The following is a 26,591-nucleotide window of genomic DNA, read 5'->3' on the forward strand; positions in this document are numbered from 1 at the left end:
CATCACTGGAGAAGGCGACTAAAGACACTTTGTGGTTTCATGATTCCTCATTCCTTATCACCAGAGGAGGTCGAATGACAATAAGTCCTCCGGAGCGAGAGGAAAAGAAAGCCAGAGTCATCGTTGACAAAGACCCGGTTCCAACCTCATTTGAAAAATGGGCCCAACCTGGACACTTTGACAGAACTCTAGCTAGAGGCCCCAAAACCACTACCTGGATTTGGAACCTCCACGCTCTCGCCCACGATTTTGATACACATACAAGCGATTTAGAAGACATCTCCCGCAAAATATTTGCGGCTCACTTCGGTCACTTAGCCGTTGTGACAATTTGGTTGAGCGGGATGATTTTCCACGGCGCGAAGTTCTCTAACTACGAAGCCTGGTTAAGCGACCCGTTGAACGTGAGACCCAGTGCTCAAGTCGTTTGGCCCATTGTGGGACAAGACATATTGAATGGTGATGTTGGTGGTGGATTCCACGGTATTCAAATCACCTCTGGCTTGTTCCAAGTATGGCGTGGCTGGGGTATCACCAACTCCTTCCAGCTATATGTAACAGCTATCGGCGGCTTGGTATTAGCAGGCTTGTTCTTGTTCGCTGGTTGGTTCCACTACCACAAGCGCGCTCCCAAATTGGAATGGTTCCAAAACGTGGAGTCGATGCTAAACCACCACTTGGCAGTATTGCTAGGTTGCGGTTCCTTGGGATGGACTGGACACTTGATTCACGTGTCCGCACCAATCAACAAGCTTTTGGATGCAGGGGTGGCTGTAAAAGATATCCCCTTGCCCCATGAGTTCATCCTGAACAAAGACCTGTTGATCGACCTATTCCCCGGCTTTGCTGCTGGTTTAGCACCATTCTTCACCTTGAACTGGGGTCAGTATGCTGACTTCCTGACCTTCAAGGGCGGTTTAAACCCAGTGACTGGCGGCTTGTGGCTGACTGATATTTCTCACCACCACTTGGCGATCGCTGTATTGTTCATCATCGCTGGACACCAGTACCGCACCAACTGGGGTATCGGTCACAGCATCAAAGAAATTCTAGAGAACCACAAAGGCCCCTTCACCGGCGAAGGTCACAAAGGTCTCTACGAAAACCTCACCACGTCTTGGCACGCTCAATTGGCTACTAACCTTGCCTTTTTGGGTTCCTTGACCATCATCATCGCGCACCATATGTACGCGATGCCTCCCTACCCATACTTAGCAACTGACTACGCTACTCAGTTGTGTATTTTCACCCACCACATTTGGATCGGCGGATTCTTAATTGTGGGTGGTGCTGCTCACGCGGCAATCTTCATGGTGCGGGATTATGATCCTGTAGTGAACCAAAACAACCTATTGGATCGGGTGATTCGTCACCGGGATGCAATTATTTCCCACCTGAACTGGGTTAGTATTTTCCTTGGCTTCCACAGCTTTGGTCTGTACATCCACAATGACACCATGCGTGCCTTGGGTCGTCCCCAAGATATGTTCTCCGACACAGCAATTCAGTTGCAACCAGTATTTGCTCAGTGGGTGCAAAACCTGCACACCTTAGCTCCTGGTGGCACTGCACCCAACGCTTTAGAGCCTGTTAGCTACGCTTTTGGCGGCGGTATTCTGGCTGTTGGTGGTAAAGTCGCAATGATGCCTATTGCACTAGGCACAGCCGACTTCATGATCCACCACATCCACGCCTTCACCATCCACGTAACAGTTCTCATCCTGCTCAAGGGTGTACTGTTCGCTCGCAGCTCTCGTCTGATTCCAGACAAAGCAAACTTGGGCTTCCGCTTCCCTTGCGATGGCCCCGGTCGTGGTGGTACATGTCAAGTATCCGGTTGGGATCACGTATTCCTCGGATTGTTCTGGATGTACAACTCCCTGTCAATTGTAATTTTCCACTTCAGCTGGAAAATGCAGTCTGACGTATGGGGAACTGTAGACGCAGCTGGTAATGTGTCTCACATCACTGGTGGTAACTTTGCCCAAAGTGCCATCACAATCAACGGCTGGTTGCGTGACTTCTTGTGGGCGCAAGCTTCCCAAGTAATCAACTCCTATGGCAGTGCATTGTCCGGTTACGGATTAATGTTCTTAGGCGCACACTTCGTATGGGCATTCAGCTTAATGTTCTTGTTCAGTGGTCGCGGTTACTGGCAAGAATTAATTGAGTCCATCGTTTGGGCGCATAATAAACTGAAGGTAGCGCCTTCAATCCAACCCCGCGCTCTGAGCATTACTCAAGGTCGCGCTGTTGGTGTGGCTCACTACCTCCTGGGAGGAATCGCTACAACCTGGGCATTCTTCCACGCACACATACTTTCTGTAGGCTAGCAACTAGCTACATCTAGTTATGAGTGATGAGTTGATGGATATAGAATAATACCTTTAACTCAAAACTCATAACTACCCTTAAGCTGATAAATGATGGCTAAAGGTCAGAGGAAATATCAAAACCTATGGCAACTAAATTTCCAAAATTTAGCCAGGATCTCGCACAGGACCCAACCACGCGGCGCATATGGTATGCGATCGCAATGGGCAACGACTTTGAGAGCCATGATGGCATGACCGAAGAAAATCTTTACCAAAAGATTTTCGCTACTCACTTCGGACATTTGGCAATCATCTTCCTTTGGGCATCCAGCCTCCTGTTCCACGTAGCCTGGCAAGGTAACTTTGAAGAGTGGATTAAAGACCCTCTACACGTCCGCCCAATTGCTCACGCTATTTGGGACCCCCACTTTGGTCAACCAGCGATCGAAGCTTTTACCCAAGGTGGCGCTAGCAACCCTGTAAACATCGCCTACTCTGGTGTTTACCACTGGTGGTACACCATCGGTATGCGTACCAACAACGAACTGTACACAGGTTCCGTCTTCCTGTTGTTGTTGGCTGCATTGTTCCTGTTTGCTGGTTGGTTGCACTTACAACCCAAGTTCCGTCCTAGCCTCTCTTGGTTCAAGAGTGCTGAACCCCGTCTAAACCACCACTTGGCAGGTTTGTTCGGTGTTAGCTCCTTGGCTTGGGCTGGTCACTTGATTCACGTTGCTATCCCCGAATCTCGCGGTCAGCACGTAGGTTGGGATAACTTCTTAAGCACCGCACCCCACCCCGCAGGCTTGCAACCCTTCTTTACAGGTAACTGGGGCGTATACGCTCAAAACCCTGATACAGCAGGTCACATCTTTGGTACTACCCAAGGTGCTGGTACAGCGATTCTGACATTCTTGGGTGGTTTCCATCCCCAGACAGAATCCCTGTGGTTGACAGATATGGCGCATCACCACTTGGCGATCGCTGTTATCTTCATCGTTGCTGGTCATATGTACCGCACTAACTTCGGTATTGGTCACAGCATCAAAGAAATGCTCAACGCCAAAGCTGGTTTAGTCCCTGGTAGCAGAAGTGAAGGTCAGTTCAACCTGCCTCACCAAGGTCTTTACGACACAATCAACAACTCCCTACACTTCCAATTGTCTTTGGCATTGGCAGCGCTAGGAACCGTTACCTCACTGGTAGCACAACATATGTACGCCCTGCCTCCTTACGCATTCATTGCGAAGGACTACACAACACAGGCAGCGCTGTACACCCACCACCAATACATTGCAGTCTTCCTGCTAGTTGGTGCATTTGCTCACGCAGCAATCTTCTGGGTTCGTGACTACGACCCCGAACAAAACAAAGGCAACGTCCTTGACCGTGTACTACAGCACAAAGAAGCGATTATCTCTCACCTCAGCTGGGTATCGCTATTCTTAGGCTTCCATACCTTGGGCTTGTACGTTCACAACGACGTAGTAGTAGCTTTTGGTACTCCTGAAAAGCAAATCTTGATTGAACCTGTATTCGCTCAGTTCGTTCAAGCTGCTCACGGTAAAGTACTCTACGGCTTAGACACATTATTGTCTAACCCTGACAGTGTTGCTTACACCGCTTACCCCAACTACGGTAACGTATGGTTGCCTGGTTGGTTAGATGCCATTAACTCTGGCACAAACTCCCTCTTCTTAACAATTGGCCCTGGCGACTTCTTGGTACACCATGCGATCGCCTTGGGTCTGCACACCACCACCCTCATCCTAGTCAAAGGTGCTTTGGATGCTCGTGGTTCCAAGCTGATGCCCGATAAAAAGGATTTCGGCTACGCCTTCCCTTGTGATGGCCCTGGTCGTGGCGGTACTTGCGATATCTCCGCTTGGGACGCTTTCTACCTCTCACTCTTCTGGGCATTGAATACAGTAGGTTGGGTAACTTTCTACTGGCACTGGAAACACCTGGGTATTTGGCAAGGTAACGTTGCTCAGTTCAACGAAAACTCCACCTACCTCATGGGCTGGTTCCGTGACTACCTCTGGGCTAACTCCGCTCAGTTGATCAACGGTTACAACCCCTACGGTGTGAACAACCTGTCCGTCTGGGCTTGGATGTTCCTCTTCGGACACCTAGTTTGGGCTACTGGTTTCATGTTCCTCATCTCTTGGAGAGGTTACTGGCAAGAGTTGATCGAAACCCTAGTATGGGCGCACGAACGTACTCCTATCGCTAACCTCGTTCGCTGGAAAGACAAGCCTGTTGCTCTCTCCATCGTACAAGCTCGTGTAGTTGGTCTAGCTCACTTCACCGTCGGCTATGTCCTCACCTACGCAGCCTTCCTCATCGCCTCCACTGCTGGTAAGTTCGGTTGATCTGGCTTCTAGTTTTGTAGGTAAGTAATTAAATCCCCCGCCGCAAAGTGGGGGATTTTTTGTTGGGGTGGTGAAGTTGTTTTTTGCCTTCTGGGAAACTTTAGAATAACCTCAAATATTACATTTATTCTTGTGGGGTGGGCATCTTGCCCGCCCTTCAACTTATTAACTCATAGTCAATTCATATAAAATTATGAATTTCTTGAGCTAAGGAAGGGAACAATATAATAGGACTTACGCACTGTACAAAATAACTATCTTGTGTATCACAGTAAATAGGTTATTTCAGGCTTTTGTCAATCACACTTGATTGCTTGCGATCGCCAAAATATTGTGGAAAAATTTAGCTCTAAGCCTTGAAAACTATACCTATTATTTTGGCTTCTCTGTCAATGCGTAAGTCCTATATAATTACGACTTAAAGGAGAGATGATGTCTGACTTATTGTTCGGAATACCGATTATACCTTGGTTTCAAGAAACTATGAATGCAATGCCTATTCATGGAGAGGGAACACGAAAAATCTGGAATAATTGCTGGTATGAAGCATACAAAAAATTAGGTGGTGAAAAAGAGAGTTGTGGTACAAAAGGTTGTCCAAAGAATGCTGCATACGGCTTATGGTATTTAGGTCGTATTGTTGATAGCGGTCGAACCTGTAAATATCTGGATATTATAGAAATCAATAACAATAAATTATTAGGCCCTAATGCAGCATACGCAGTCCTATATCTAGAGATGCTACAGCAAAAAGGAGATAATACAACTACAAAAATTTTGTGGTCTGATGTTAGAGAAGTTTATCAGCAAAGACTGAACAAAGAGGCAGCTAAATCTAAAAACGGACAAATGGAAATAGCCTTGGCACTGTTTAATGCAAATTTAATAATCTTCCCATCAAAATGAGCGAAAGTGATTGACAACCTGAAAAATATGAACAATAAAATTATTGAATATGTAGTTAAATTAATATTATCTCTATCGGAAGAAGAATACTGCCTTCTAGAAGGAAAACTATTTTTTAATTCTTCCTATCCATCTACAGCAGAAATTATAGAACTTGCAAACAGAAGTAAAACATTTGACTTTTTAGATGATGAACCAGATTTATATACTCTCGAAGATGGTGAGCCTATCTAAATATGGTGTAACTGTTGCAACTAACATAATAGTAAAAAAAGAGCGATCGCCTATCAACAACCTTAGCCAAAAGCACTCAAAACCGTGAACAACTGGCAAGAACACATTACTATTAATCCTAAGATTTGTCACGGCAAACCATGTATCACAGGTACACGCATCATGGTTTCAGTCATTCTTGATAATCTTGCTGAAGGATTAACATTTGAGGAAATAGTTAAAGATTATCCACCACTAACATTAGAAAATATAAAAGCTGCTATTGCTTACGCAGCACAACTGACTCAGAAAGAAGAACTATTAATATCAGATGAAGCTAGTTCTAATATTTTTCATCATACCTCAATTCCAACAGAAATAGAGTCAATTTTCATGAAATTAGCCAAGCAATGGCGTGAAGAAACTCGTGGCTTATCATCTATTAATCAAATGTGTATGCACCCTGCATACCAACAAATCATAGGAATGGGTGAGGCTGTTATACCTTTACTACTAAGAGAAATTGCAAATAAATCTGGACGCTGGTTTTGGGCATTAAAATCTATTGCTAGAGAAGACCCTGTACCTTTTGAGTTTAGAGGAAATACAAAGGAAATGACTAAAGCTTGGCTCGAATGGGGTAGACAAAGGGGGTATGAATGTTACTAATCATACCTATGTTTTTTTGACTTAATCACTTCAATCACATCATCATGACGTTGACCATCAATAATATCTTTTAAATGAATCTTCCCCTCAATATACTGTAAGTGAATCCGCCAACCTGATAACTTATCGATATCAGCACGGTATATCGCTTGCTTAATACCCTTAACTTTACGGAGTCTTGTTTTGGGAAAACTCCTAGTCCTGTGACATTCATTATCTTCCAGTTCAGCCAAGGCTTCTAGGAAATCAATTTTTAAATGATCAGGTAAGATATCCATAGCTTCATGGATAACACCATGCTCATCTAAAAGTGGCTTAATCCGTGACATTAGTTAGAGCGAACCTCAAGTTCTTGATTTTGTACACTAAAATCTTGGTAGAGAGATTCAGCGACTGAAGCGTAGGCTTTTGCTGCATCTTCAGTATGGACTACTCTAAATAAAGTGATGACCGTGGCATCAAAAATTGGATCATCGTCAATCGTAATTATTAACCTGATATCTTTATCAATAATCAACGCATATAAAGAAGATTCATAATCTGCACTCAGTTTTATATCTTTTAATTTAAAAGCTTGATTTTCTAATAAATTTTTATGTTTTGATAATAGCTCTACATAACGATTTAATTTCTTAACTATCTTAAATTTATTTTTATTATTGAATTTCTCTAAATCCTGCTCAAATTCCTTTGTTGACTCAATAAGTATTTCCATTTAATTGATTCCAGGCATGAAACCCTAAACTAACTTCAAATTTAACTTATAAATATAACAAATTGAGTATTATATTGATATTTATGCAGAAAAGGAATAATATATAGTACAGGTTAATTTTGCATTGCTTAAAATAGCGATGGTCTTCGACCGGCCGGAGGTCATCGCCTTCAGAAACCCGCATAACCGAAAGTGTAGTTAGTGTAGGTTATTTTTCACACTGCATTTTCTATGCAAACTAAATTATCATCCTTATTTATATTTTTATTAGGACTTACCCTGACTCAAACTGTCGGCGGTACTCATCCTCAAAATGATTTTGCACTAGCCCAAACTCCACCCAAGCCAGAACCCCAAATTATTGTCCAACCTGGAGAAATCAGGGCTTTACCTGGAAAGTTAGATAATATCCCCGTTTTTAACAGTAATAGCCCAGAATGGATTAAAACAGAGGGTATTTTACTTTCTACCTTCCCAGCAAACGGTAAAAAAACACCAACCGCACACCTTAATTTTCCCTTTCAAGGTCGGTTTGATTTATTCGCCCACCATTACACCCACACACCCAAAGATTTACAAACGCTGTACTTAGGGGTAATTGTCAATAACCCTGGAAAAAAACCAGTGACAGTTGAAGTGTTGCAAGCCGCCAGTTATTTGATGCAGGATGCACCCTTTGTCACCTTACCCCCTTACTTAGAAAACAACGACGGTAAAGTATACTCTGGGCCAGGGGCGAGGGCTGTTGCTGATGTGCTGCGGGGAGTGCGACAGGCTGATTTTCCTGCGAAGTTGGTCATTCCTCCCGGACAAAGCCGGATGTTGCTAAATCATGCTATTCCGTTGCGGAATTTGGAAAGACCTGTGAATGGGCGGTCTAGTTTTCTGCGTTTGCGGAGTAGTGATAAAGTATATGCAGCCAGCCTAGCCATGTTTGCTAAGAAAAACGCTGATGGTTCTGACCGTGCGCCTACTCTGGCTGAATGGCAAGCTTTACTTAATAATGGTAACTTTGCCGGGCCAAGGGATAAAACACCTACCCCCCCAAATGCTACGAGTGGGGCTTTGATTTATGGACGTGTGGCTGGTGTTTCTCAAGGTTCCCAATGGCAAGCTACGCTAACCGATAACCCCAAAGCAACCACTTTAACAATACCTCAAGCTGGTAAAGGTATTTCTTATCCTATAGTTACGTTGCGGGGTGGTCGAATGGGTACAGAACAAAACCAAACTGCGAAGATGCTGGTACGCTACCCTGATACAGCTTATGAAGCACATGGTAATTATGGGGTGGAATATAAACTCAGCTTACCTTTGAGAAATAATACTAACCAAACTCAAAAAGTGTCAGTCACTCTGGAAACACCTTTGAAGGAAGATAAGCTATCTCAAGGTGGTGTGCGCTTCCGTAAACCATCCCTAGATTTTCCATTCTTTCGGGGTACAGTGAGGCTGCGTTACTTTGATGACCAGGGACAAGAAAAAATCCGTTACGTGCATCTATGGCACAGAACTGGACAGATTTTAGAACCGTTGGTGCAGTTTACCATGCCACCATCAACTGGACGTAATGTGCAACTAGATGTAATTTATCCACCAGATTCTACACCACCGCAGCTTTTAACTGTGAGAACCTTGTAAATATCACAAGCGATCGCCTACCATCATAATTTGTACGGTCAAAGTGCGATCGCCTTGTAATCCAGTAGACTAATTCATTCGCGCCTGCAACCAAGCTTGTAAATCAGCCACGGTGGTAAAATCTAGCAATGCTTCACCCAATTCTTCCAACCTTGGCAAAGGCAAACCCGCAACCAAAGAATGCACATCTTGGGGCAGTTCACCCAACCGTTTCGTCAACAGTCGAATAATAACATGAGCTGTTGCTTCCCGTCCTTCTTGTCGTCCTTCTTCGCGTCCTTCTTCGCGTCCTTCTTCGCGTCCTTCTTGTCGTCCTTCTTGTCGTCCTTCTTCCCTTGCTTCCTCTTTAATTTCTCGAAAAACTCTCGTTTCTCTCAGTGTGATGTCTAACATCGACTCCACCTCCGCTCGACTCAGTTGATCAAATCGGTAACTTATGATCGTCGTAATAATTTCAATTATTGCACGGCTTTCTGGTAAGGAGGATTCCTCTCTAGCTCTCGATAATAAATACCTAGCTTCTGAGGGAGCATTTTCTTCCTCTACAGTAGTTAATACCATCACCGCCACCCATAGAGGTAAGGAACGAATTTCTCCCAACTCATCCAAATATACCCGATGTACTTGGTTGCCGTTGAGTAAAGTTCGATGCGGATGAATATCACTTTGTTCAAAACTACGTGATGGATAGATTATCACAACTTGCCAATCGCTAAACCTGTCACGGTTGCGGTAGAAATACAGTGAAGATTCTGCAAATACCCTTTCATAAAGCTTTTCGTCTTTTTGGAATTGCACTTCACAGAAATATACAGTACCCGAACTTTGATTGTCTGGTGGTAAAAAGACCCCATCAATTTCAAACTTAGGTTCTTTGACAGCTACCGAGTCAAATTTATATTCATTAGCATTTTCTGGAGGATTTGTCAAAAACTCAAATAATAAAGCAGGAGATTGTTGGAATAGTTGGTAAAAAATTGAATCCCGACGCATGAAAGATTGTTATGCAATATATTTCCATTGATGCGTAGGCTAGGCCTACGCACAAAATTATTTACCGCCGTAGTAAAAGGCAATTTCTTTTTCTTTCAGAGGTGCGAAGCCTGCTTCCTCTAGTAATTTGTCGAGTTCTTGTTGGGGGATGTGTTTTGCGCCAATCCGCACGATGCGCGATCGCATAGTATTAGATACACCACTACGTTGTCTGTTTGCTTCCAACGCCATGACTTTGGTATAAAGTTCTAGCTTCGCTGGCGGAATTGGCGTACCATCAAAATCGATGCCTTTAGCGATCGCTTCATCAATAGCATCAGCGCCTTTATTGTCGGAATTTACTACATTACCTTCAGCAGTCATGACAATACACTCAATAATTTGGTGAGTATATTTTACCAGTCAACAGATATCTATCGAAAATCTTGTTTTTGGACGATTCATTCACTACAACTATTTCTACAGTTGTAGTTATTTTCAGCCAGTCCCAATGAAACAAGAGTTATAGTCAAACATGAAAGAACTTTTTATACCAAATCTCTGTAAAAATGAGCTTAATATAATTACAGTAACTTTTGCGTCTTTGCGCCTTTGCGTGAGTTATATAAAGCGATATTAAGCTCAACTTCATAGAGAAATGGTATTACCCACTCCCCATTTTCAAATCAGCGATCGCCCAATTAAGTAAACACTTGCATTACCGTGTAATATTTGAGTTGAATATTCATTGGACAATCAATGAAAGTATTTATACAAAATCCTCTTTTTGTTACTAACGGCACATCAAATTTATCCGACATCAACAATATTAAATAAACTACTTCTTGAGATTGAGCCACGAAAAATAAAATGTGTTATGCTGGTGAGCAAATATTGTCAAATTCCATTCATGTGACTGTAAGCGTGATTGGATTGGTTCGTAAATCATCAGTGTGCAACATGATGAGAGCAGCATACTCTAAAAATTCGTTGCCGGAAAGTCGCCATAGCAATCGAGGAAGTGCTTACTTGTTTGCACCAATGGTGAATTTTAATGTGATGGCTGAAGTTGGAGATACTCCACCATAACTTGGTTTTATTGAAGTGAAAATACCAAGTATCATTCAACAAAACTTACATTTTTATGTAGGGCAATTCCTTGATGAGGTTTGGGTTAGCCTGTACAAAATGTGGTTTTGTTGACGGAAGCTTGTCAAATTTGGTTGTGTAAAAATAATTCGCTGCAAAGCGGATGCCAGACTAAACATGAATATTGTGACCTGTTGTTATTAGCTAACAACTGTTAAGTTAGCCTGTCTTCAACACCCAAATTCACAATTAAATAGTCTAAGGTTAGACACTGTAACTACTTCGGAGTTGCTGTATTAGCGAAGCCGGGAAAAGCAATACCTTGCTCAAATTGATCAGCAAATGCTGTCAAGAGGTATTGTTGCTAACAACAGCGCTCACAAAATTGTCATGCAGAGAAACTGTCTATTAATTTTGACACTTCTTCTAAGTATTACAGATGTGATTAACCTAGATTTTTACCCAAAAATACTTTTCAACATATCCAAGATGGTGGGTATTTCATGTATCACTACCCATGTCATCTGATGCTCGATAAATATCAGGATGATTGGCACTACAAAATAAGCGATACATCTCCAACAAATCAGCGATATTTTTCACACCATTCATCGGATGACTTAATCATGAATAATCAGAGATATTCTGCAAAGCTACAGCGATTTCAAGAACTTTTAGCAATCACTGTTTTAGGAAATATCCCTACGCTGCTACTAGGAACAAAATTAAGAAATCTCGTATATAGATTAATTTTTGCTCACTTGGGTAGCCGAGTGTACATTCAGCATGGAGTTGAACTGATTAGCGCTAGTAATATTGAAATTGGCAATGGTGTATATCTATTTAAGGGTGTTCGTCTTGATGCTAAAGGACATCCAAATAATAAACTTTGTTTGGCAGATAGAGTAGCGATTGAGCGAAACGTTGATATAGGTTGTTTGGACAATACCTGTATTTACATTGATGTGGAAACCTTTATTGGGCCTAATGTTTGTATTGCTGGGCCTGGGAATATCAAAATTGGTAAGCGTTGCATGATTGCCGCTAATTCAGGTATATATGCAAACAATCACAATTTTACAGATCCCATATTACCAATTAAGTACCAAGGTGTGAGTTGTCAAGGTATTGTGATTGAGGATGATTGTTGGCTAGGGCATGGGGTAACAGTATTAGATGGCGTTACTATTGGTAAGGGTAGTGTCATTGGCGCAGGCGCAGTAGTCACCAAAGATATCCCACCGTTTTCGGTAGCTGTAGGTACGCCTGCAAGAGTCATTAAAAGCCGTATTGTTCAAGATTTAGTGACATCTGCGGATTAAAGATTGGGGTATGTAGCCCTGTCTGGGAAAACTCCTATTCTTCTCTGTGACTCTATGGTAAAAATAATTAATTTAACCACAGAGTCACGAGGGACAGAGTTAAGAGGTTATTCCTTCCCCGACTTTGACTTAGGATAAGCAATACGCTTATGGTGGAATTGCTGCCAAACTTCTACAAAGATTTCGGCAATTTGTGACATTTCTTCTCGCGTTAATCCAGAATCAATTAGTTGATTGTCTTGCCATCTAGCACGGAGAATATTGTTTAACATGGTTAAGGCTTTTTCATTATCGACATCCTTAAGCGATCGCAATGCAGCCTCACAAGCATCCGCTAGCATGACTATTCCTGTTTCCCGCGATTGGGGAATTGGCCCATCATAACGAAAATCGGCTTCATTCACGACAATTTTAGGATCTGTCTGTGCCATCTGTTCTGCTTGGTGATGAAAATAGGCAATCAACATCGTTCCTTGATGTTCGGGGATGAAAGCTTGTATCGCTGTTGGTAACAGATGTCTCCGCGCCATTACCAAACCTTCACTAACGTGCTTCTTAATAATTTCCGCACTCTTCCAAGGATCTTTAATCTCAGTTTCGTGTTTATTTGGCTCCCCCATTTGGTTCTCAATAAAACCCAGGGGATCGTGCATTTTCCCGATATCGTGATATAATGTTCCAGCCCTCACCAATTCCACATTACATCCCAACTTCTTAGCAGCAGCTTCCGCCAGGGTAGCTACAAGTAGGGTATGTTGAAATGTCCCTGGTGTTTCCGTGGCTAACCGTTTTAATAACGGACGATTAGGATTAGCTAATTCTGCTAACCGAATTGGGGTGACTAAATCAAACAGCTTTTCTAAGTAAGGACTTAAGCCCAAAGCCACGATACTCCAAACCAGCCCAGATAAAGTAAATAACCCTGCTTCTTGGAGGATGAAATACCAAGATGAACCAAAAACCGCACCAACTAAGACTTTCATCAACAGGTAAACACCACCCTGCGTGCCGGCGATCGCTACACCCAACAGCGCCAATTCCTCACGCGATCGCAGTGTATAAGCAATGTAACTACCTAAAAGTCCCCCAGCCGCACCAGCAACTAACCCAATGATGCTGATTTCCATACTTATAGGTAGTATAAACAACAGTAAGCCAATTACTGTCATGCCCAACCTACGCCCGTAAAAGCTACCTAACAGTAAACCTACAGCACTCCAGGTAGTATATGATATCCCAGTCGCTAAGACTCCAGGTATACTCAAGGTTAGCAACAAAACTAGCAGGCGATCGCGTTGGCGTAATGGGCATTTACCTTGCTTCTCCACTAAAACATAGATAAAAACTCCCCCCGTCACCAAGCCGCCCAAATTCAGCAAAGCCAGCCAATTATTTTCTCGGCTAATCAGTTGATAATGCTCTAATACCTGAAAATCCCACTGACTAATTTTCTTCCCTTTCTTGACAATAACTGCATCTTTTTTGATCTCAACCATGACAGGCTCAACAATCGATGCAGCTTGTTGAGCCTGTTTTTTAGATTGTTCCTCATCTTTCTTCAGATTTGGTTGCAGCACAGCCAACAATAGTTTAGTCGCCAAAGATTCAGCATTATCGGGAACAAGCGCCTTCACTTGCAAACTGACAGCATTTTTTAAAACATTATCTGGTAAACCTACAGGAATACCTTGAGCTAAAATCCTTTCCGCACTTTGGCGAACACCCTTTTGAGTTTTTATCCATTCATCATCTGATAATTCTAATAGAGCAGTGTCATGATAAATTGTTTGTGTCGTAATTGTATCTATGTGTAAAAGTTGTACAGTCGCTTGGGCATAAGCTTCTCTTGCTTGAGAAATTTTATTGATTAGTGAAGATAAATTCTGCTCGGAAGTTGTGACACGATAAGTAGATAATTCTGCCAACGCCTGCATAAACTCCATTTTTGTAGCGACTTCAGCAGTTTTTGCGGCGGGAGAAGCATATTTGTTGAGTTGATTAGAGTCAATAGAGATACCTGGGACTTGGCTTTCCCCAGTTGAGGATACCTTGGGTAAGGGAAGTGTTAGGGAAGTTTTTGTTCCACCGTTAGAGGACTTGTGTTTTTGGCTGGACTTTTGCCACAATAACCCCAGATTCTTTTGATTAGTCTTATCCAAAGCCACCAAAATCATCTGCCATTCCGACTCAGGACAAGAGCGCAGATAATGTTGGCTCGATAGAGACAGCAATGAAGTATCATAAAAAGGAAAAGAACCTGCACTGATGCGGATTTCGCTCCCTTCATCCAGAGTTTTTTGTAAATTTTGGTGGATCTGTGCGTTAATTGTCGCATCAATCATTAAGACTGGTGCGGAAGTTCTACTCACCGCTTTACGGTGAGCTTCAGTTTGTTGTTTATCCTCGATACTAGCATTATAAGGCGCTCTCATCGTCTGTGGTGCAACAGTACCTATTTTGAGTCTGGGTTGGTTATATAACTTATGACCAATTACCCCAGTCAGGGATACAACTGCGATCGCCAAAACGACTGAGGAACGCTTTTCATGCACCCAACTCAGGCTTGCTGCACCCATCCAATTCTTATTTTTGAACGATTTTGCCATTTTGCTAGCTCTTTGAGTCTAAAAAGCTGATGCAATGAGCTTTTTTTCCAATTGTACAAATGAGAGCATTGGGGAATGCTGAGTAATTATTTTCTCCTCTGCTCCTCTGCTCCGGTTGGTGAGCGCAGCCGTTCTCTACGAGAGGCTGCGCCAAAGGGTTAGCGTCTCCAAAGGAGAACCACTGCTCCCTCATCCTCCTCATCTCCCCTAACCCCCGCGAATTACACGAGGTGCTGCATATACAGAAAGTGGAACCGATTGATTAGACATAATAAATCCTGGTTCTGAGAACATCCTCAAATCTAAGGGAAGATTATACACTCCTGACCACACAGCCCCAAGGGCATCGGCTAATTCTAACATCTGGCGGGCATTACTTCTTGCGTGAACTGCTGAGTCGGTTGATAAAAGTGAAATCTGCCAATTGGCGGGAATACCTACAGTACTGTTATAACTTCCCGATAAAGCACCAGTAATAGCTGCTATTGTTTGAGAGTGGACAGATTCTAGCGATAAGCCACGCAACACCGATAAACGAAAGTCTTCTAAAGTGCTGAGAAAGCAGTAAAATGCCACAGCCACAACGTAAGAAAGTTTTTCTTCCTTACTCAACTGGGCTGACAATTTTTCTAAGCCTGCGTGCTGTTCTAATAGTTTGTCAATAATTAATAACTTCTGGGGGAGTAATGTTTCCGTTTCCCCAATGAAAGAGATAATTTGCGGTATCAGGGTTTGGCGACGTAATTTCTCTGTCAGTGATTGAGCGATCGCATATCCTATCGCCATTGTACAATCACGCATCACTGGGTCATCATCGCCTATTTTCAACACCCGCAGCAAATTCTGACGCAACTTCACCGGGTTTTCGTGAAAAAAAATTGCTATGGGAATTGTGGCAAAAATTATGTTTATTTTATGACCTAAGTCTACAGGCGATGTCAGAAATTCTTGTTGATAACGCCCCAGCCACTCATCTACATCTAGTTTTCCCAAGGTTATCAAACTTTCGACACCAGGAATAATACTTTTACTAAAGTTCGGGTCACTTTCACCCTGCTTGTTTCCTCCACTTTGAGCTAAATTTTCCCCTAATACTCCTCCAAGCAGAGTTCCCCTAAATCTACTAACCAACGAGTAGCGCATAATTTTCCAGAGTTAAAAGCAAGTTATTTTAACTCTACTAGATGGGGGACTGGGGATTGGGGAAGGGGGAAGGGGGAAAGGGGAAGGGGGAAAGGTAAAAGACTATCTCCTCATCTCCCCCCACTCCCTCGCAAATGCTCCACCAACGCCTGTAAACCCAGCAGGTAGCTTTGCACACCAAAACCGCTTATCTGTCCTATCACCACAGGGGCGATATAAGAATGATGGCGGAACTCTTCTCTACGGTAGATATTGCTGAGATGGACTTCTACTGTAGGTAAATTTACAGCAGCGATCGCATCTCGCAAAGCCACGCTCGTATGGGTATAAGCTCCTGCATTTATCAAAATTCCTTGATATTTCCCCAGAGCCTCATGAATAGCATCTACTAACACTCCTTCATGATTTGACTGGAGGGGAAACACTTGAGCCTGTAACTTTAGCGCCACTTCTGCTAGTAAGTTATTGATTTCAGCCAAAGTTGTAGAGCCATAAACGCCGGGTTCTCTTTTCCCCAGCATATTTAGGTTTGGCCCATGTAGCACCAAAATACTTAGAGGTTGCACTGTCAAGTTTTGTACCTTCAGGCTTTTAACGACGACGCGAGCGATCGTTTACAGGAATCGGAATCAGTTCCGGTTCCGGCTCTGCTTCTGGCCCCAGCAGAGACTCAATAAGCTTGCGGGCCAATTCTTTCAGCTTTTCCAGTACCTTTTCTATATAGTCCATTAAACTGACCGCTCCTGAGATACTAACTCAACTTTGACTAACAGCTACGCTCAAACTAGCGTAATTTTGCACCTCTAGCCTACAACCGGGCTGATACATATTTTTTTATTACAGCCCCAGGCTAATTTTAAAAATTCAATGTTGTTATCTCCCTTACTTTTTAGAGTATCACATCCGCAGTTTATCGCACCGCATCTTAAGGTGGTCATTGGTTAAAGGTCATTAGTCCATAGTCCATAGTCCATAGTCCATAGTCCATAGTCCATAGTCCATAGTCATTAGTCCTTCGTTAATAATCTTTTAACTATTGACTGTTGACCGTTGACCGTTGACTGTTGACTGTTAGGCTCCTTTCTTTTTGGTAGCCGTGCTAGACTTTGCTGTTGATTTGGATTTAGTCGCTGTGGTTTTAGTGGTTTTGCGTGTGGTTTTAGAGGTTGAGGCTTTGGCTGATAGTAACTCCAGCGCTGTAGCTAGTGTCACATCTTCAACTGATGTACCTTCAGGGATACCTACGTTTGTCTTACCATGTTTGATGTAAGGGCCGTAAGGGCCATCGTAGATGTTGATTGGGGCATCGTCTTCTGGGTGTGTACCTAGTTCGCGTAGAGCCGCTTTTGATTTGCTACTAGTAGAACCACGAGTTTTTTTCGGTTCAGATATCAACTCTAACGCTCGTTCTAGGGTAATTGTCAAGACATCATCACTTGCTTTCAAGGAACGATAGTCTTTACCTTCTTTTCCTTGGTCGTGGACGACGTAGGGGCCGAAACGTCCTAAACTAGCTTGAATTTTGCCTCCGGTCGTTGGGTGTGTTCCCAATGTCCGGGGTAGGGACAACAAACCCACAGCCGTTTCTAAGGTGATATTTTCTGGGGTCACACCTTTGGGTAAAGAGGCTTGTTTGGGTTTGGGGTTTTCATCAGACTTATCACCCAATTGGACGTAAGGCCCGTAAGCGCCAATTTTGACGTAAATTGGTTCTCCCGTTTCGGGATGACGGCCGAGTTGGTCTGGGCCGACAGTTTTTTGCCGCAAAATGACTTCTACCTGTTTGGGGTCGAGGTCGGCTGGTGTTAAATCTTTAGGAATTGAGGCGGTAACTACTTCATCACCATTTTCTACCTCAATGTAAGGCCCATACTTACCTATACGAACTTTAGCTGCTAAGTTTTCTAGTTCTACGGTTCTGGCTTTAGTCGCATCAATTTGGCTTTCCCGTTCTTTGACTAGGGTTTCCAAACCTTTATCCCCTAAATAAAAGTCCCGGAGGTAGGGTAGCCACTCTGCTTCACCATCAGCAATATCATCCAAGGTTTGCTCCATTTTGGAAGTAAAGCTGGGGTCAACGATATCAGGGAAATGTTTCTCTAACAGGTCGGTGACAGCGAAGGCGGTAAAAGTGGGGATGAGGGCGTTATTCACCAGTTGGGCGTAACCCTTATCGATGATTGTACCGATGATGCTGGCGTAGGTACTAGGGCGACCAATACCTTCACTTTCTAGGGTTTTGACTAGGGTAGCTTCAGTGTATCTGGCTGGGGGTTGGGTTTCGTGACCCACTGCTTCGATATTTTTACAATCTGGATGATCCCCCACTTTCAGGTTAGGTAGGATGATTTCTTGGTCTTCCAATGCTGCATCTGGGTCATCGGAACCTTCAACGTAGGCGCGTAAATAGCCAGGAAAATCAATACGCTTACCGGAAGCGCGGAAAAGTGCATCTTCGACTTGCAACTGGACTGTGATTTGGGTTTGGCGGGAGTCAGCCATTTGACAGGCGACGGTACGCTTCCAAATCAAATCATAAAGGGCAAGTTCGCGACCGCTTAAGCCAGTTTCTTGGGGAGTGCGGAAGGTGCTACCCGCAGGTCGGATGGCTTCGTGGGCTTCCTGTGCGCCTTTAGATTTGGTGGTGTATTGTCGGGGTTGGGGGCTGAGGTATTGTTTGCCGTATAACTGTTCTACACAACTGCGAGCAGCTGCGATCGCCTGTTCTGACAAATGCACCGAATCTGTACGCATATAGGTAATATACCCTTGCTCGTACAAGTTCTGTGCAATCCTCATCGTATCCCTTGCTGACAAGCGCAGTTTCCGGTTAGATTCCTGTTGTAATGTCGAAGTGGTGAACGGTGGCGCGGGTTTGCGTGTAACTGGGCGTTCGTCTACCTCTGAGACATTCCAAACTTTACCTATGAGGCGTTCTTGTAGTGCTTGTGCATCTGCTTCACTCAGCAGCACCACATTGCGTCCGGCAGCGATTTGTCCTGTTGAAGGGTCAAAATCGCTACCTGTTGCCACTTTCCTGCCTGCTAGGGTGATTAACTGGGCGGTAAATGGGCCTTTATTTTGCTCCAGGTATGCCTTCAAGTCCCAATATGTACCTTCACGGAAAGCGCGGCGTTGGCGTTCCTTATTTACCAACAGTCGCACCGCAACAGACTGTACCCGTCCCGCCGACAAGCCCCAGGCAATTTTCTTCCACAACAGAGGAGATAGGGTATAGCCCACCAAGCGATCCAAAATTCGCCTTGTTTCCTGGGCGCGTACTAACTGCTCATCAATATTGCGGCAGTTCTTCAAAGCTTTTTTGATAGCTTCCTGAGTAATTTCATGGAACACCATCCGCTTTGTCGGCACTTTTGGCTTGAGTATCTGGTATAAATGCCAACTAATACTTTCGCCTTCCCGGTCTTCGTCAGTTGCCAAAATCAGTTCATCAGCATCTTTGAGTGCTTCCTTGAGCTGGGTGACAACTTTCTTTTTGTCTTTGGGGACAACATACACTGGTTCAAAGTCAGCGTCCACATTTACCCCAAGCTGCGCCCATGCTTCCCCTTTCACAGTGGCGGGAATTTCACTAGCTGACTGGGGTAGATCACGCACATGACCCATCGACGCTTCTACTCGATAGTCTTTGGGTAAGTAGTTGCGGATGGTACGAGCTTTGGTTGGAGATTCGACAATGACGAGAGTTGACATGGAATTTCAAAAAAAAGAATAGCTATGAAGCTAAACAGTCAAATTGGGCTAATTTCGGTGAAATGTCAAGATGAAACGTTACGATCGCTTGAGTTTGAGCCTCATCAAAAATTGTTTGGGGGTTAAATATCCTTCAAACTTCGGGCTTAGTCCTTTCTAGAGCATATGTTAGAAGAATGCTAATAGAATTTCCAGCTATTTCCATCTTTAACTTATCAACAGCATAATTGGCGACTGTGATTTTCCAAAATCCCCCGTGAGTTTATTTTAGAGGCAGGAGACAGTTGACAGTTGACAGTTGTCAGTTGTTATTCTCCCCTGCTCCCCTGCTTCCTCATCTCCCCTCAGTCCCCAGTCCCCAAATTCCTGTGCCAAAATTAAAGCAAACTTGAAACAAAAAGCGAAGTGGGGTTTTTACTCATCCCCAGGAGACGAACTATGCAGCCAATTCGTCAAGGCGATGTTATTTTACTACCTGTGCAAGAAGTTACAGGAGAAATGATACCTCACTTAACTTTAGCCGAAGGCGAGGTAACAGGGCATAAGCACCGCATCACCCAGGGCGAGGCACAATTATTCAACAAAGATGGCACACTTTACTTGCGTGTATTATCCGAAACCGCCTTGCTAACCCATGAAGAACATAAAGCAATTCCCATTCCTCAAGGTTATTGGAGAATAAAAATTCAACGCGAATACGAACCTGAAGGTTGGCGTTATATCGCTGATTAAAAATCCCCACCTCTCAACCTAAAGCCTCCGCGTTCCTCCGCGCCCTCTGCGTTTTAAAACACTCCTCAAAAATTACTTCTCACAGGCAAATATCATAACTGCTATTAACGTTATATAAGTATAAAATTTTGTAGACATTACTTGATAATTTAAAGTAATAAAATGATAAATAAGCTAACGTCTGAGAAAAAAGCTTTGATTCCATCTTACTTGGAGAGGTGGCGAAATATAGTCCTTTCATCTGAGCCAATTGATAGGAGGAAAGCAGTAGAAATTGTTGAATATATGTACTCATTGGTGGGAATAAAAACCCCAAAAGTTATTTTTTGTAATAGCCCGTATACTACTATTAACCAAATGCTGGTAGATGCCAATCAAGAGCATCTGCAAAAAAATATCACAAAAAATGTAGAAAAAATTGTCAATGATCAACTAGAAGACTTTGCCAAAAAAACTTCTTTATATAAAGCTAATTTAATAGATATACAAAATCTAAATAATGAAGAAAAGATAAATATAGAGTCCTTAGATGAATTAGAAGAATTAGATGCAAGAGAAGAAAATAACTTAGATTTACTACGGATGATTTTTAGCATAAATCAATCTGAGTTAGTTTGGCAGTTTTGGTGTAAAAAAATAGAACCAAAAGGCATTTCCTCATTTGATTGGTTTTCTACTGCTGCTACGTTCGATTTCTTTACTTCAGAGCTTGATTGTGACTACGACCCTAAAGTTTATCAATTTGTCGATCAAGTTGTGCGTGCAGGGGTATTTATATTTCCTTTTGAAGAATGTTGTTTTATTTGCGATCGCCCCACTAAATTATTATTTGACAATGAAAATCGATTCCATGCTGAAGGCGAAACAGCTATTCAGTTTGCAGACGGATACAGCATCTACTCCTATCATGGCGTTACCTTACCGGAAAAGTACGGCAAACTCCACCCGCAGCGATGGAAACCTCAATGGCTACTCACAGAAACAAACGCCGAACTACGCCGCATCTTAATCCAAGGTATCGGTTACGCGCGGATCTGCCAAGAACTGCAAGCAGTGGAACTAGATAGCTGGGCTGAATATACCCTTTTGCAGATTGACAACCCTATAGATGTTGAGCCAGTCTATTTATTAAAAATGACCTGCCCCAGCACAGGATTTATTCACGTTTTGCGGGTTCCACCCCAGACAAAATCAGCCCGTGAAGCCATCCGTTGGGTAAATTGGGGAGTCGATCCAGAAGATTTCTCTAGGCAAAGCTAATAGTTATTATAAAAATTTCGTATTTTACCATACATTTGCACAAAAATATCGCTAAAAGCTTTACTAATAATAAAGATGTGGTAACATTTAAAATAGAGAAGTTAACGGCGATACGTATCTTGTTGTTAGTAATAATTGCAAGCGGCTCCCGGATAAACATCTCTGCATCAATGGATTCTGGAGAGTTTCATGTCAATATACGTAGGGAACCTATCCTACAGCGTCACTCAAGACGACCTTACTAAAGTATTTTCCGAGTACGGTACAGTGACACGTGTTCAGTTACCCACTGATAGGGACACAGGGCGCTTGCGCGGTTTTGGTTTCGTCGAAATGGAATCATCAACCGAAGAAGATGCCGCCATTCAAGCTCTAGATGGTGCTGAATGGATGGGGCGTGTTATGAAAGTTAATAAAGCTCGTCCGAAGGAAGACAGACCCGCCCGTTCCGGTGGTGGTAGTTGGGGAAGAAATAATGGTGGTTACTCCCGCCAATATTAAATCTTGACTAAAATTCATTATTTGTATCAGCAGATCAGTTTGACTGGTCTGCTTTGTTATTGGTCAATAGTCAATGGTCAATAGTCCATAGTCAATAGTCAATAGTCCATAGTCCATAGTCCATAGTCCATAGTCCATAGTCAATAGTCAATAGTCCATAGTCCATAGTCCATAGTCCATAGTTATTCTTCTTTAGTCCCTTGTCTGTTTCTGACTTTTCACGTCATGTGGAAAAGCTAACGCTAGACCTAACCCCCCAGCCGGGGGAGAAATCAAAGCCTCTCTCCTAGTGGGGAGAGGAATGGAAGTGGGGTTTTTCAGATCCCGTGAAAAGTCAGGACTGTTTAACCTCCCGTTCTGAGCGAAAAGACGGGCTGTCAAAAGGGCAGTTTCAGGTGGAGAAAATGAGGAAGATGAGGGAACAGGGCAGAATAACTAATGACTATGGACTAATGACTAATGACTAATGACCAATCTTGGTAAAGTGAAAATATTGCTGTGACTTTCCCAGGTACACGGTCTAAAAGTTTAATTAATCAATAGACCTCGGAACATAAGGATAGATGATTACGCCAATGCGGGTTTTTGTTTTAATTTTTAACGCTAATACGGAAAATGAAGGGATTCATACGGTGCGTGTGGGCGATGCCTCCGGTGGCAAGCTACGCAATAAAATACTTATGTTTGAATCTCAAGATGATGCTGTTCGTTTTGCGCTGATGTTGGAAGCTCAGGATTTCCCTACGCCTACGGTAGAGGGAATTGATGCTGAAGAAATTAAGGAATTTTGCGAAAGTGCTGGTTATGATTGGGAATTTATCCCTGAAAACAGTGACTTGGTGATTCCTCCAGAGGTTAATGTGGAGGAAACTGACTGGCAAGCTGATAGTCAGTATGATGATGAGGATACTGACGACGAAATTTTCGAGGCTGACCAAGTACCACCAGCACAAGATACAGAATTTTCTGCTACTGAGTTGGATAATATTCGTCGCAAATTGGAAGGATTGTTGTAACTTAGTCGTTTATTCATTAGTCATTAGTCAAGAATAACTATGGGCTGAGGATTTTTGACTAAATTACTTTATGGCGCTTAACATTAAATACATGGCAAATTTGCAGGAACGCGGGCATTTATTGACGGAACAAGTCAATCCTCTGAGTCTGAACTTAGACCAACTCAGTGCTTTGGAGTTGGTGGAGTTGTTTAATAGTGAAGACCAAAAGGCAGTGGCGGCGGTGGCGGCGGCTAAGGTAGAGATTGCAGAGGCGATTGAACGAACAGCCGATCGCTTGCGTCAGGGAGGACGCTTGTTTTACATTGGTGCTGGCACTAGTGGCAGGTTGGGGGTGTTAGATGCGGCTGAATGTCCACCAACTTTTTGTACACCTCCAGAGTTGGTGCAAGGAATTATCGCCGGCGGTGCTGGCGCACTGGTACGCAGTTCTGAGGATTTAGAAGACCGCGCTGAAGATGGAGATGCGGCGATCGCTCAACGTCATATTACCCAACTTGATGTTGTTGTGGGTATTACTGCGGGTGGAACTACACCTTTTGTCCACGGTGCAATTAACGCCGCTCGTCAACGCGGAGCCTTGACAATTTTCATTGCTTGTGTTCCCACAGAACAAGTAAGTTTTGCAGCTGATGTTGATATTCGGTTGTTAACGGGGCCGGAAATATTGGCGGGTTCCACTCGTCTCAAAGCTGGTACTGTAACTAAATTGACGTTAAATATTTTGTCTACTGGTGTGATGGTTAAACTAGGTAAAGTTTATGGCAATCGCATGGTGGATGTGGCAGTCACTAATCAAAAGTTACGCGATCGCGCTTTACGCATTTTACAAGACCTCACCGGTTTAAGTCGAGAAGCGGCAGGTTTCTTATTAGAACGTAGTGGTAAATGGGTAAAGCTGGCGCTGCTCATGCACTGGACTGGCTTGGATAAAGACGCAGGTAATCAACTTTTAGCCTCACATCAAGGGAATTTGCGGGAAGCGGTGGCTAGTTACAAAAAGCAAACTTAATTGGTAATGGGTAATTGGTAATGGGTAATTGGTAATTGTTTAGGGCTTAGGCGAATAGAAAAACGGACGTGATGCTGGTCAAAAATCAATATCAATAAACCTTGACAGCTAATCTGTTGTAATCTACCAACCTTTCTGATAAAAAGTTGGTAGATTATTATTTAGAGCTAAAAAAGGAATTATTACCTGTTCTCGTTGTTCAAAAAACCCTAAACCCATAGTAATTAAGAATTACAAATTTCACCTACCTATCATCATGCCATTTGATTTGTCGCCGCTTTGGATATCGCTGAAAACTTCCTTACTCGCCACATTCATTACTTTCTTTTTAGGAATTGCTAGTGCTTATTGGATGTTGAGTTATCGCGGTAAGGGCAAATCACTGATTGAGGGGATTTTTGTTGCACCTTTGATTTTACCGCCTACAGTTGTGGGCTTTTTGTTACTGTTATTTTTCGGTAAAAATGGCCCTGTCGGCAAGCTGATGCAGCCTTTTGACTTGACTATAGTTTTTACATGGTATGGGGCGGCGATCGCAGCGACAGTTGTCTCTTTTCCCCTCATGTATAAAACTGCACTGGGAGCTTTTGAACAGATTGATAGTAATTTGCTACGGGTAGCGAGAACCCTGGGCGCTAGTGAAGCAACCATATTTTGGCGCATCAGTTTACCTTTAGCATTCCCTGGAATTGTCGCTGCAACTACTTTAGCTTTTGCCCGCGCCTTGGGTGAGTTTGGTGCAACTTTAATGCTGGCTGGTAATATCCCCGGACAAACTCAGACAATTCCGATGGCTATTTATTTTGCTGTAGAAGCAGGGGCGACGGAGGAAGCTTGGTTTTGGTCGATTGTGATTATGGCTACTTCCCTATCAGGGATTTTCGCGGTTAACTTTTGGCAAGAGTTAAGGGAGAAGCAAAGACAAGGGAAGCAAGGGGGACAAACAAGACAACAGGGACAAGGAGAACCAGAAACTGAGGTGGCGTTGTTGTCTGCGTCTACTTCTGGGGTGGAACTGTTGGTAGATATAGAGAAGCAATTATCGAGTTTCCAGTTAAAAGTAGCTTTTACTACTGATGAGCAACCTTTGGGGTTGTTGGGTGGTTCAGGTGCGGGTAAAAGTATGATTTTGCGGTGTATTGCGGGGATTGAAACGCCTATACAGGGGCGGATAGTTTTAAATGGTAGGGTTTTATTTGATTCAGAACAGGGAATTAACTTACCTAGCCGCGATCGCCGCATTGGATTTTTAGTCCAAAACTATGCCCTATTTCCCCACATGACGGTAGCACAAAACATTGCTTTTGGCTTACCTAAAAATTTATCAACTAACAGTATGCGATCGCAAGTACAAGAACAACTTGTGGCGATGCAGTTACAGGGATTAGGCGATCGTTATCCGCATCAACTTTCTGGAGGACAACAACAACGGGTAGCATTAGCTAGGGCTTTAGCCAGTCAACCAGAAGCCTTATTGTTAGATGAGCCATTTTCCGCCCTCGATACCCATCTGCGTAGTCAATTAGAACAGCAAATGACTCAAACTCTCGCAGACTACAAAGGTGCGTCTTTATTGGTCACCCACAACATGGAAGAAGCTTATCGTATCTGCCCGAATTTGTTGGTGTTAGAACATGGTAGCCCAGTGCATTATGGCTCTAAATATGAGATTTTCGAGCATCCTGCGACTATGAGTGTTGCCCAAATTACCGGATGTAAAAACTTTTCTAGTGCCGTTGTGCAATCACCGCAACAGGTAGAAGCAATTGATTGGGGTTGTAGTCTCAAGGTAATTGAACAAATTCCTCAAGAATTATCGCACATAGGCATCCGCGCCCATCAAATCAACTTTACCAACGACCCCAACCAAGAGAACACCTTCCCTTGCTGGCTAGTGCGGACAAGTGAAACACCCCACCGCATGACATTATTCCTCACACTCCATTCCCCCGCTAACAGCCCCCAAGATTACCATCTGCAAGCAGAAGTCTTCAAGGAAAAATGGCTAACTATGAAAGAACAACCATTTCCTTGGTACGTAACATTAGATCCTCTACGGTTGATTTTGATGAGTGGACAGGTGACAGGTGACAGTGAAAGGTGACAGTGAAAGGTAAACATAACCCAATACAGTTCAGTTAAGGCTAGATTCGGTGACAATACTGTTTAAACATCTTGATTTATCGGCGTTAATCGGCGTTAATCGGCGGTTAATTATTCTTATCTGAACCGTATTGGAACATAACCTGACAACTGATAACTGATAACTGTTCACTGTTAACTGATAACTGATAACTGTTCACTGTTCACTGTTAACTGTTCACTGTTCACTGTTAACTGATAACTGATAACTGTTCACTGTTAACTGATAACTGATAACTGTTCACTGT

23 protein-coding genes are annotated in these 26,591 nt (G+C 43.2%); 14 read left to right on the forward strand and 9 right to left on the reverse strand.

Annotated elements, in window-relative coordinates; genetic code table 11:
* Positions 1 to 74: 74 nt before the first annotated feature.
* The 5 genes from psaA to H6G83_RS35210 all read left to right on the forward strand — a co-directional run bounded on the left by psaA (position 75) and on the right by H6G83_RS35210 (position 6,478).
* On the forward strand, positions 75 to 2,333 hold the full coding sequence (gene psaA / locus H6G83_RS07315; RefSeq protein ID WP_190469195.1) for a photosystem I core protein PsaA: 2,259 nt from the start codon (positions 75 to 77) through the stop codon (positions 2,331 to 2,333).
* Positions 2,334 to 2,458: 125 nt separating this feature from the next.
* The gene (psaB, locus tag H6G83_RS07320) at positions 2,459 to 4,690 is read left to right on the forward strand and encodes a photosystem I core protein PsaB (protein WP_190469197.1); all 2,232 of its coding nucleotides are present in this window, start codon (positions 2,459 to 2,461) and stop codon (positions 4,688 to 4,690) included.
* A 432-nt stretch (positions 4,691 to 5,122) separates the two neighbouring features.
* Positions 5,123 to 5,596 carry a DUF6979 family protein gene (locus H6G83_RS07325; RefSeq protein ID WP_190469200.1) on the forward strand — a complete coding sequence of 158 codons (474 nt, stop codon included), beginning with the start codon at positions 5,123 to 5,125 and terminating at the stop codon, positions 5,594 to 5,596.
* A 27-nt stretch (positions 5,597 to 5,623) separates the two neighbouring features.
* Positions 5,624 to 5,830: a hypothetical protein gene (locus tag H6G83_RS07330; protein WP_190469203.1), complete on the forward strand. Its 207-nt coding sequence runs from the start codon at positions 5,624 to 5,626 to the stop codon at positions 5,828 to 5,830.
* Positions 5,831 to 5,914: 84 nt separating this feature from the next.
* Positions 5,915 to 6,478, forward strand: a complete 564-nt coding sequence (locus tag H6G83_RS35210) for a DUF433 domain-containing protein (RefSeq protein ID WP_313935379.1) — start codon at positions 5,915 to 5,917, stop codon at positions 6,476 to 6,478.
* Here H6G83_RS35210 and H6G83_RS07345 read toward each other — a convergent pair.
* Complete coding sequence (locus H6G83_RS07345; protein ID WP_190469205.1) at positions 6,475 to 6,807, reverse strand: hypothetical protein; 333 nt, start codon at positions 6,805 to 6,807, stop codon at positions 6,475 to 6,477. The two genes, H6G83_RS35210 and H6G83_RS07345, sit on opposite strands and share 4 nt — an antisense overlap.
* Positions 6,807 to 7,193: a hypothetical protein gene (locus tag H6G83_RS07350; protein ID WP_190469209.1), complete on the reverse strand. Its 387-nt coding sequence runs from the start codon at positions 7,191 to 7,193 to the stop codon at positions 6,807 to 6,809. The genes H6G83_RS07345 and H6G83_RS07350 overlap by 1 nt, the downstream gene beginning before the upstream one ends.
* Positions 7,194 to 7,424: 231 nt before the next feature.
* Between H6G83_RS07350 and H6G83_RS07355 the strand changes: the two genes are divergently transcribed.
* Positions 7,425 to 8,834, forward strand: a complete 1,410-nt coding sequence (locus H6G83_RS07355; protein ID WP_190469210.1) for a DUF3370 domain-containing protein — start codon at positions 7,425 to 7,427, stop codon at positions 8,832 to 8,834.
* Between the two features lie 69 nt (positions 8,835 to 8,903).
* Here H6G83_RS07355 and H6G83_RS07360 read toward each other — a convergent pair whose 3' ends face one another.
* Together H6G83_RS07360 and H6G83_RS07365 are read right to left on the reverse strand one after the other, a co-directional pair.
* The gene (locus H6G83_RS07360; protein WP_190469212.1) at positions 8,904 to 9,827 is read right to left on the reverse strand and encodes an Rpn family recombination-promoting nuclease/putative transposase; all 924 of its coding nucleotides are present in this window, start codon (positions 9,825 to 9,827) and stop codon (positions 8,904 to 8,906) included.
* Between the two features lie 57 nt (positions 9,828 to 9,884).
* Positions 9,885 to 10,190: a small RNA NsiR4-regulated ssr1528 family protein gene (locus H6G83_RS07365; protein WP_190469215.1), complete on the reverse strand. Its 306-nt coding sequence runs from the start codon at positions 10,188 to 10,190 to the stop codon at positions 9,885 to 9,887.
* Between the two features lie 576 nt (positions 10,191 to 10,766).
* Here H6G83_RS07365 and H6G83_RS35835 point away from each other — a divergent pair.
* Together H6G83_RS35835 and H6G83_RS07370 are read left to right on the forward strand one after the other, a co-directional pair.
* Entirely contained in the window at positions 10,767 to 10,895 is a 129-nt protein-coding gene (locus H6G83_RS35835; RefSeq protein WP_255449162.1) for a hypothetical protein, read from the forward strand.
* 626 nt (positions 10,896 to 11,521) lie between these two features.
* The gene (locus H6G83_RS07370) at positions 11,522 to 12,217 is read left to right on the forward strand and encodes an acyltransferase (protein WP_190469219.1); all 696 of its coding nucleotides are present in this window, start codon (positions 11,522 to 11,524) and stop codon (positions 12,215 to 12,217) included.
* Positions 12,218 to 12,324: 107 nt separating this feature from the next.
* Here H6G83_RS07370 and H6G83_RS07375 read toward each other — a convergent pair whose 3' ends face one another.
* The 5 genes from H6G83_RS07375 to topA all read right to left on the reverse strand — a co-directional run bounded on the left by H6G83_RS07375 (position 12,325) and on the right by topA (position 19,680).
* Positions 12,325 to 14,823, reverse strand: coding sequence for an HD family phosphohydrolase (locus H6G83_RS07375; RefSeq protein ID WP_190469222.1), 2,499 nt, complete (start codon positions 14,821 to 14,823; stop codon positions 12,325 to 12,327).
* 207 nt (positions 14,824 to 15,030) lie between these two features.
* On the reverse strand, positions 15,031 to 15,966 hold the full coding sequence (locus H6G83_RS07380; protein ID WP_190469227.1) for an ADP-ribosylglycohydrolase family protein: 936 nt from the start codon (positions 15,964 to 15,966) through the stop codon (positions 15,031 to 15,033).
* 110 nt (positions 15,967 to 16,076) lie between these two features.
* Positions 16,077 to 16,532 carry a type II 3-dehydroquinate dehydratase gene (gene aroQ / locus H6G83_RS07385; protein ID WP_190469229.1) on the reverse strand — a complete coding sequence of 152 codons (456 nt, stop codon included), beginning with the start codon at positions 16,530 to 16,532 and terminating at the stop codon, positions 16,077 to 16,079.
* 25 nt (positions 16,533 to 16,557) lie between these two features.
* Positions 16,558 to 16,656 carry a DNA topoisomerase I gene (locus H6G83_RS07390; protein ID WP_162470529.1) on the reverse strand — a complete coding sequence of 33 codons (99 nt, stop codon included), beginning with the start codon at positions 16,654 to 16,656 and terminating at the stop codon, positions 16,558 to 16,560.
* A gap of 381 nt (positions 16,657 to 17,037) precedes the next feature.
* Positions 17,038 to 19,680 carry a type I DNA topoisomerase gene (gene topA, locus H6G83_RS07395; protein ID WP_190469232.1) on the reverse strand — a complete coding sequence of 881 codons (2,643 nt, stop codon included), beginning with the start codon at positions 19,678 to 19,680 and terminating at the stop codon, positions 17,038 to 17,040.
* 438 nt (positions 19,681 to 20,118) lie between these two features.
* Here topA and H6G83_RS07400 point away from each other — a divergent pair, with 438 nt between their 5' ends.
* The 6 genes from H6G83_RS07400 (at position 20,119) to modB (ending at position 26,305) form a co-directional block, all read left to right on the forward strand.
* Positions 20,119 to 20,412 (forward strand): hypothetical protein, encoded by a 294-nt coding sequence (locus H6G83_RS07400; protein ID WP_190469235.1) that lies wholly within the window; start codon positions 20,119 to 20,121, stop codon positions 20,410 to 20,412.
* A 162-nt stretch (positions 20,413 to 20,574) separates the two neighbouring features.
* Positions 20,575 to 21,672: a DUF6745 domain-containing protein gene (locus H6G83_RS07405; RefSeq protein ID WP_190469238.1), complete on the forward strand. Its 1,098-nt coding sequence runs from the start codon at positions 20,575 to 20,577 to the stop codon at positions 21,670 to 21,672.
* A 189-nt stretch (positions 21,673 to 21,861) separates the two neighbouring features.
* Positions 21,862 to 22,173, forward strand: a complete 312-nt coding sequence (locus H6G83_RS07410; protein ID WP_190469243.1) for an RNA recognition motif domain-containing protein — start codon at positions 21,862 to 21,864, stop codon at positions 22,171 to 22,173.
* Positions 22,174 to 22,736: 563 nt separating this feature from the next.
* Positions 22,737 to 23,189, forward strand: coding sequence for a DUF3110 domain-containing protein (locus H6G83_RS07415; protein ID WP_190469246.1), 453 nt, complete (start codon positions 22,737 to 22,739; stop codon positions 23,187 to 23,189).
* Between the two features lie 91 nt (positions 23,190 to 23,280).
* The gene (murQ, locus tag H6G83_RS07420; RefSeq protein WP_190469597.1) at positions 23,281 to 24,201 is read left to right on the forward strand and encodes an N-acetylmuramic acid 6-phosphate etherase; all 921 of its coding nucleotides are present in this window, start codon (positions 23,281 to 23,283) and stop codon (positions 24,199 to 24,201) included.
* Positions 24,202 to 24,457: 256 nt separating this feature from the next.
* Positions 24,458 to 26,305, forward strand: a complete 1,848-nt coding sequence (gene modB, locus H6G83_RS07425; protein ID WP_190469249.1) for a molybdate ABC transporter permease subunit — start codon at positions 24,458 to 24,460, stop codon at positions 26,303 to 26,305.
* The last annotated feature ends 286 nt before the right edge of the window (positions 26,306 to 26,591 follow it).

Origin of the sequence: Anabaena azotica FACHB-119, from assembly GCF_014697625.1 — a bacterium.
Classification (GTDB): domain Bacteria; phylum Cyanobacteriota; class Cyanobacteriia; order Cyanobacteriales; family Nostocaceae; genus Trichormus; species Trichormus azoticus_A.

Excerpts from the sequence above, each read along its gene's own strand:
- psaA (WP_190469195.1), top strand. The coding sequence starts at position 75 with ATGACAATAAGTCCTCCGGAGCGAGAGGAAAAGAAAGCCAGAGTCATC.
- H6G83_RS35835 (WP_255449162.1), top strand. The coding sequence starts at position 10,767 with ATGATGAGAGCAGCATACTCTAAAAATTCGTTGCCGGAAAGTCGCCAT.
- H6G83_RS07330 (WP_190469203.1), top strand. The coding sequence starts at position 5,624 with ATGAACAATAAAATTATTGAATATGTAGTTAAATTAATATTATCTCTA.
- H6G83_RS07325 (WP_190469200.1), top strand. The coding sequence starts at position 5,123 with ATGTCTGACTTATTGTTCGGAATACCGATTATACCTTGGTTTCAAGAA.
- H6G83_RS07365 (WP_190469215.1), bottom strand. The coding sequence starts at position 10,190 with ATGACTGCTGAAGGTAATGTAGTAAATTCCGACAATAAAGGCGCTGAT.
- H6G83_RS07410 (WP_190469243.1), top strand. The coding sequence starts at position 21,862 with ATGTCAATATACGTAGGGAACCTATCCTACAGCGTCACTCAAGACGAC.
- topA (WP_190469232.1), bottom strand. The coding sequence starts at position 19,680 with ATGTCAACTCTCGTCATTGTCGAATCTCCAACCAAAGCTCGTACCATC.
- murQ (WP_190469597.1), top strand. The coding sequence starts at position 23,281 with ATGGCAAATTTGCAGGAACGCGGGCATTTATTGACGGAACAAGTCAAT.
- H6G83_RS07360 (WP_190469212.1), bottom strand. The coding sequence starts at position 9,827 with ATGCGTCGGGATTCAATTTTTTACCAACTATTCCAACAATCTCCTGCT.
- H6G83_RS07415 (WP_190469246.1), top strand. The coding sequence starts at position 22,737 with ATGATTACGCCAATGCGGGTTTTTGTTTTAATTTTTAACGCTAATACG.
- modB (WP_190469249.1), top strand. The coding sequence starts at position 24,458 with ATGCCATTTGATTTGTCGCCGCTTTGGATATCGCTGAAAACTTCCTTA.
- H6G83_RS07350 (WP_190469209.1), bottom strand. The coding sequence starts at position 7,193 with ATGGAAATACTTATTGAGTCAACAAAGGAATTTGAGCAGGATTTAGAG.
- H6G83_RS07375 (WP_190469222.1), bottom strand. The coding sequence starts at position 14,823 with ATGGCAAAATCGTTCAAAAATAAGAATTGGATGGGTGCAGCAAGCCTG.
- H6G83_RS07400 (WP_190469235.1), top strand. The coding sequence starts at position 20,119 with ATGCAGCCAATTCGTCAAGGCGATGTTATTTTACTACCTGTGCAAGAA.
- H6G83_RS07370 (WP_190469219.1), top strand. The coding sequence starts at position 11,522 with ATGAATAATCAGAGATATTCTGCAAAGCTACAGCGATTTCAAGAACTT.
- psaB (WP_190469197.1), top strand. The coding sequence starts at position 2,459 with ATGGCAACTAAATTTCCAAAATTTAGCCAGGATCTCGCACAGGACCCA.
- H6G83_RS07405 (WP_190469238.1), top strand. The coding sequence starts at position 20,575 with ATGATAAATAAGCTAACGTCTGAGAAAAAAGCTTTGATTCCATCTTAC.
- H6G83_RS07355 (WP_190469210.1), top strand. The coding sequence starts at position 7,425 with ATGCAAACTAAATTATCATCCTTATTTATATTTTTATTAGGACTTACC.
- H6G83_RS07380 (WP_190469227.1), bottom strand. The coding sequence starts at position 15,966 with ATGCGCTACTCGTTGGTTAGTAGATTTAGGGGAACTCTGCTTGGAGGA.
- H6G83_RS07345 (WP_190469205.1), bottom strand. The coding sequence starts at position 6,807 with ATGTCACGGATTAAGCCACTTTTAGATGAGCATGGTGTTATCCATGAA.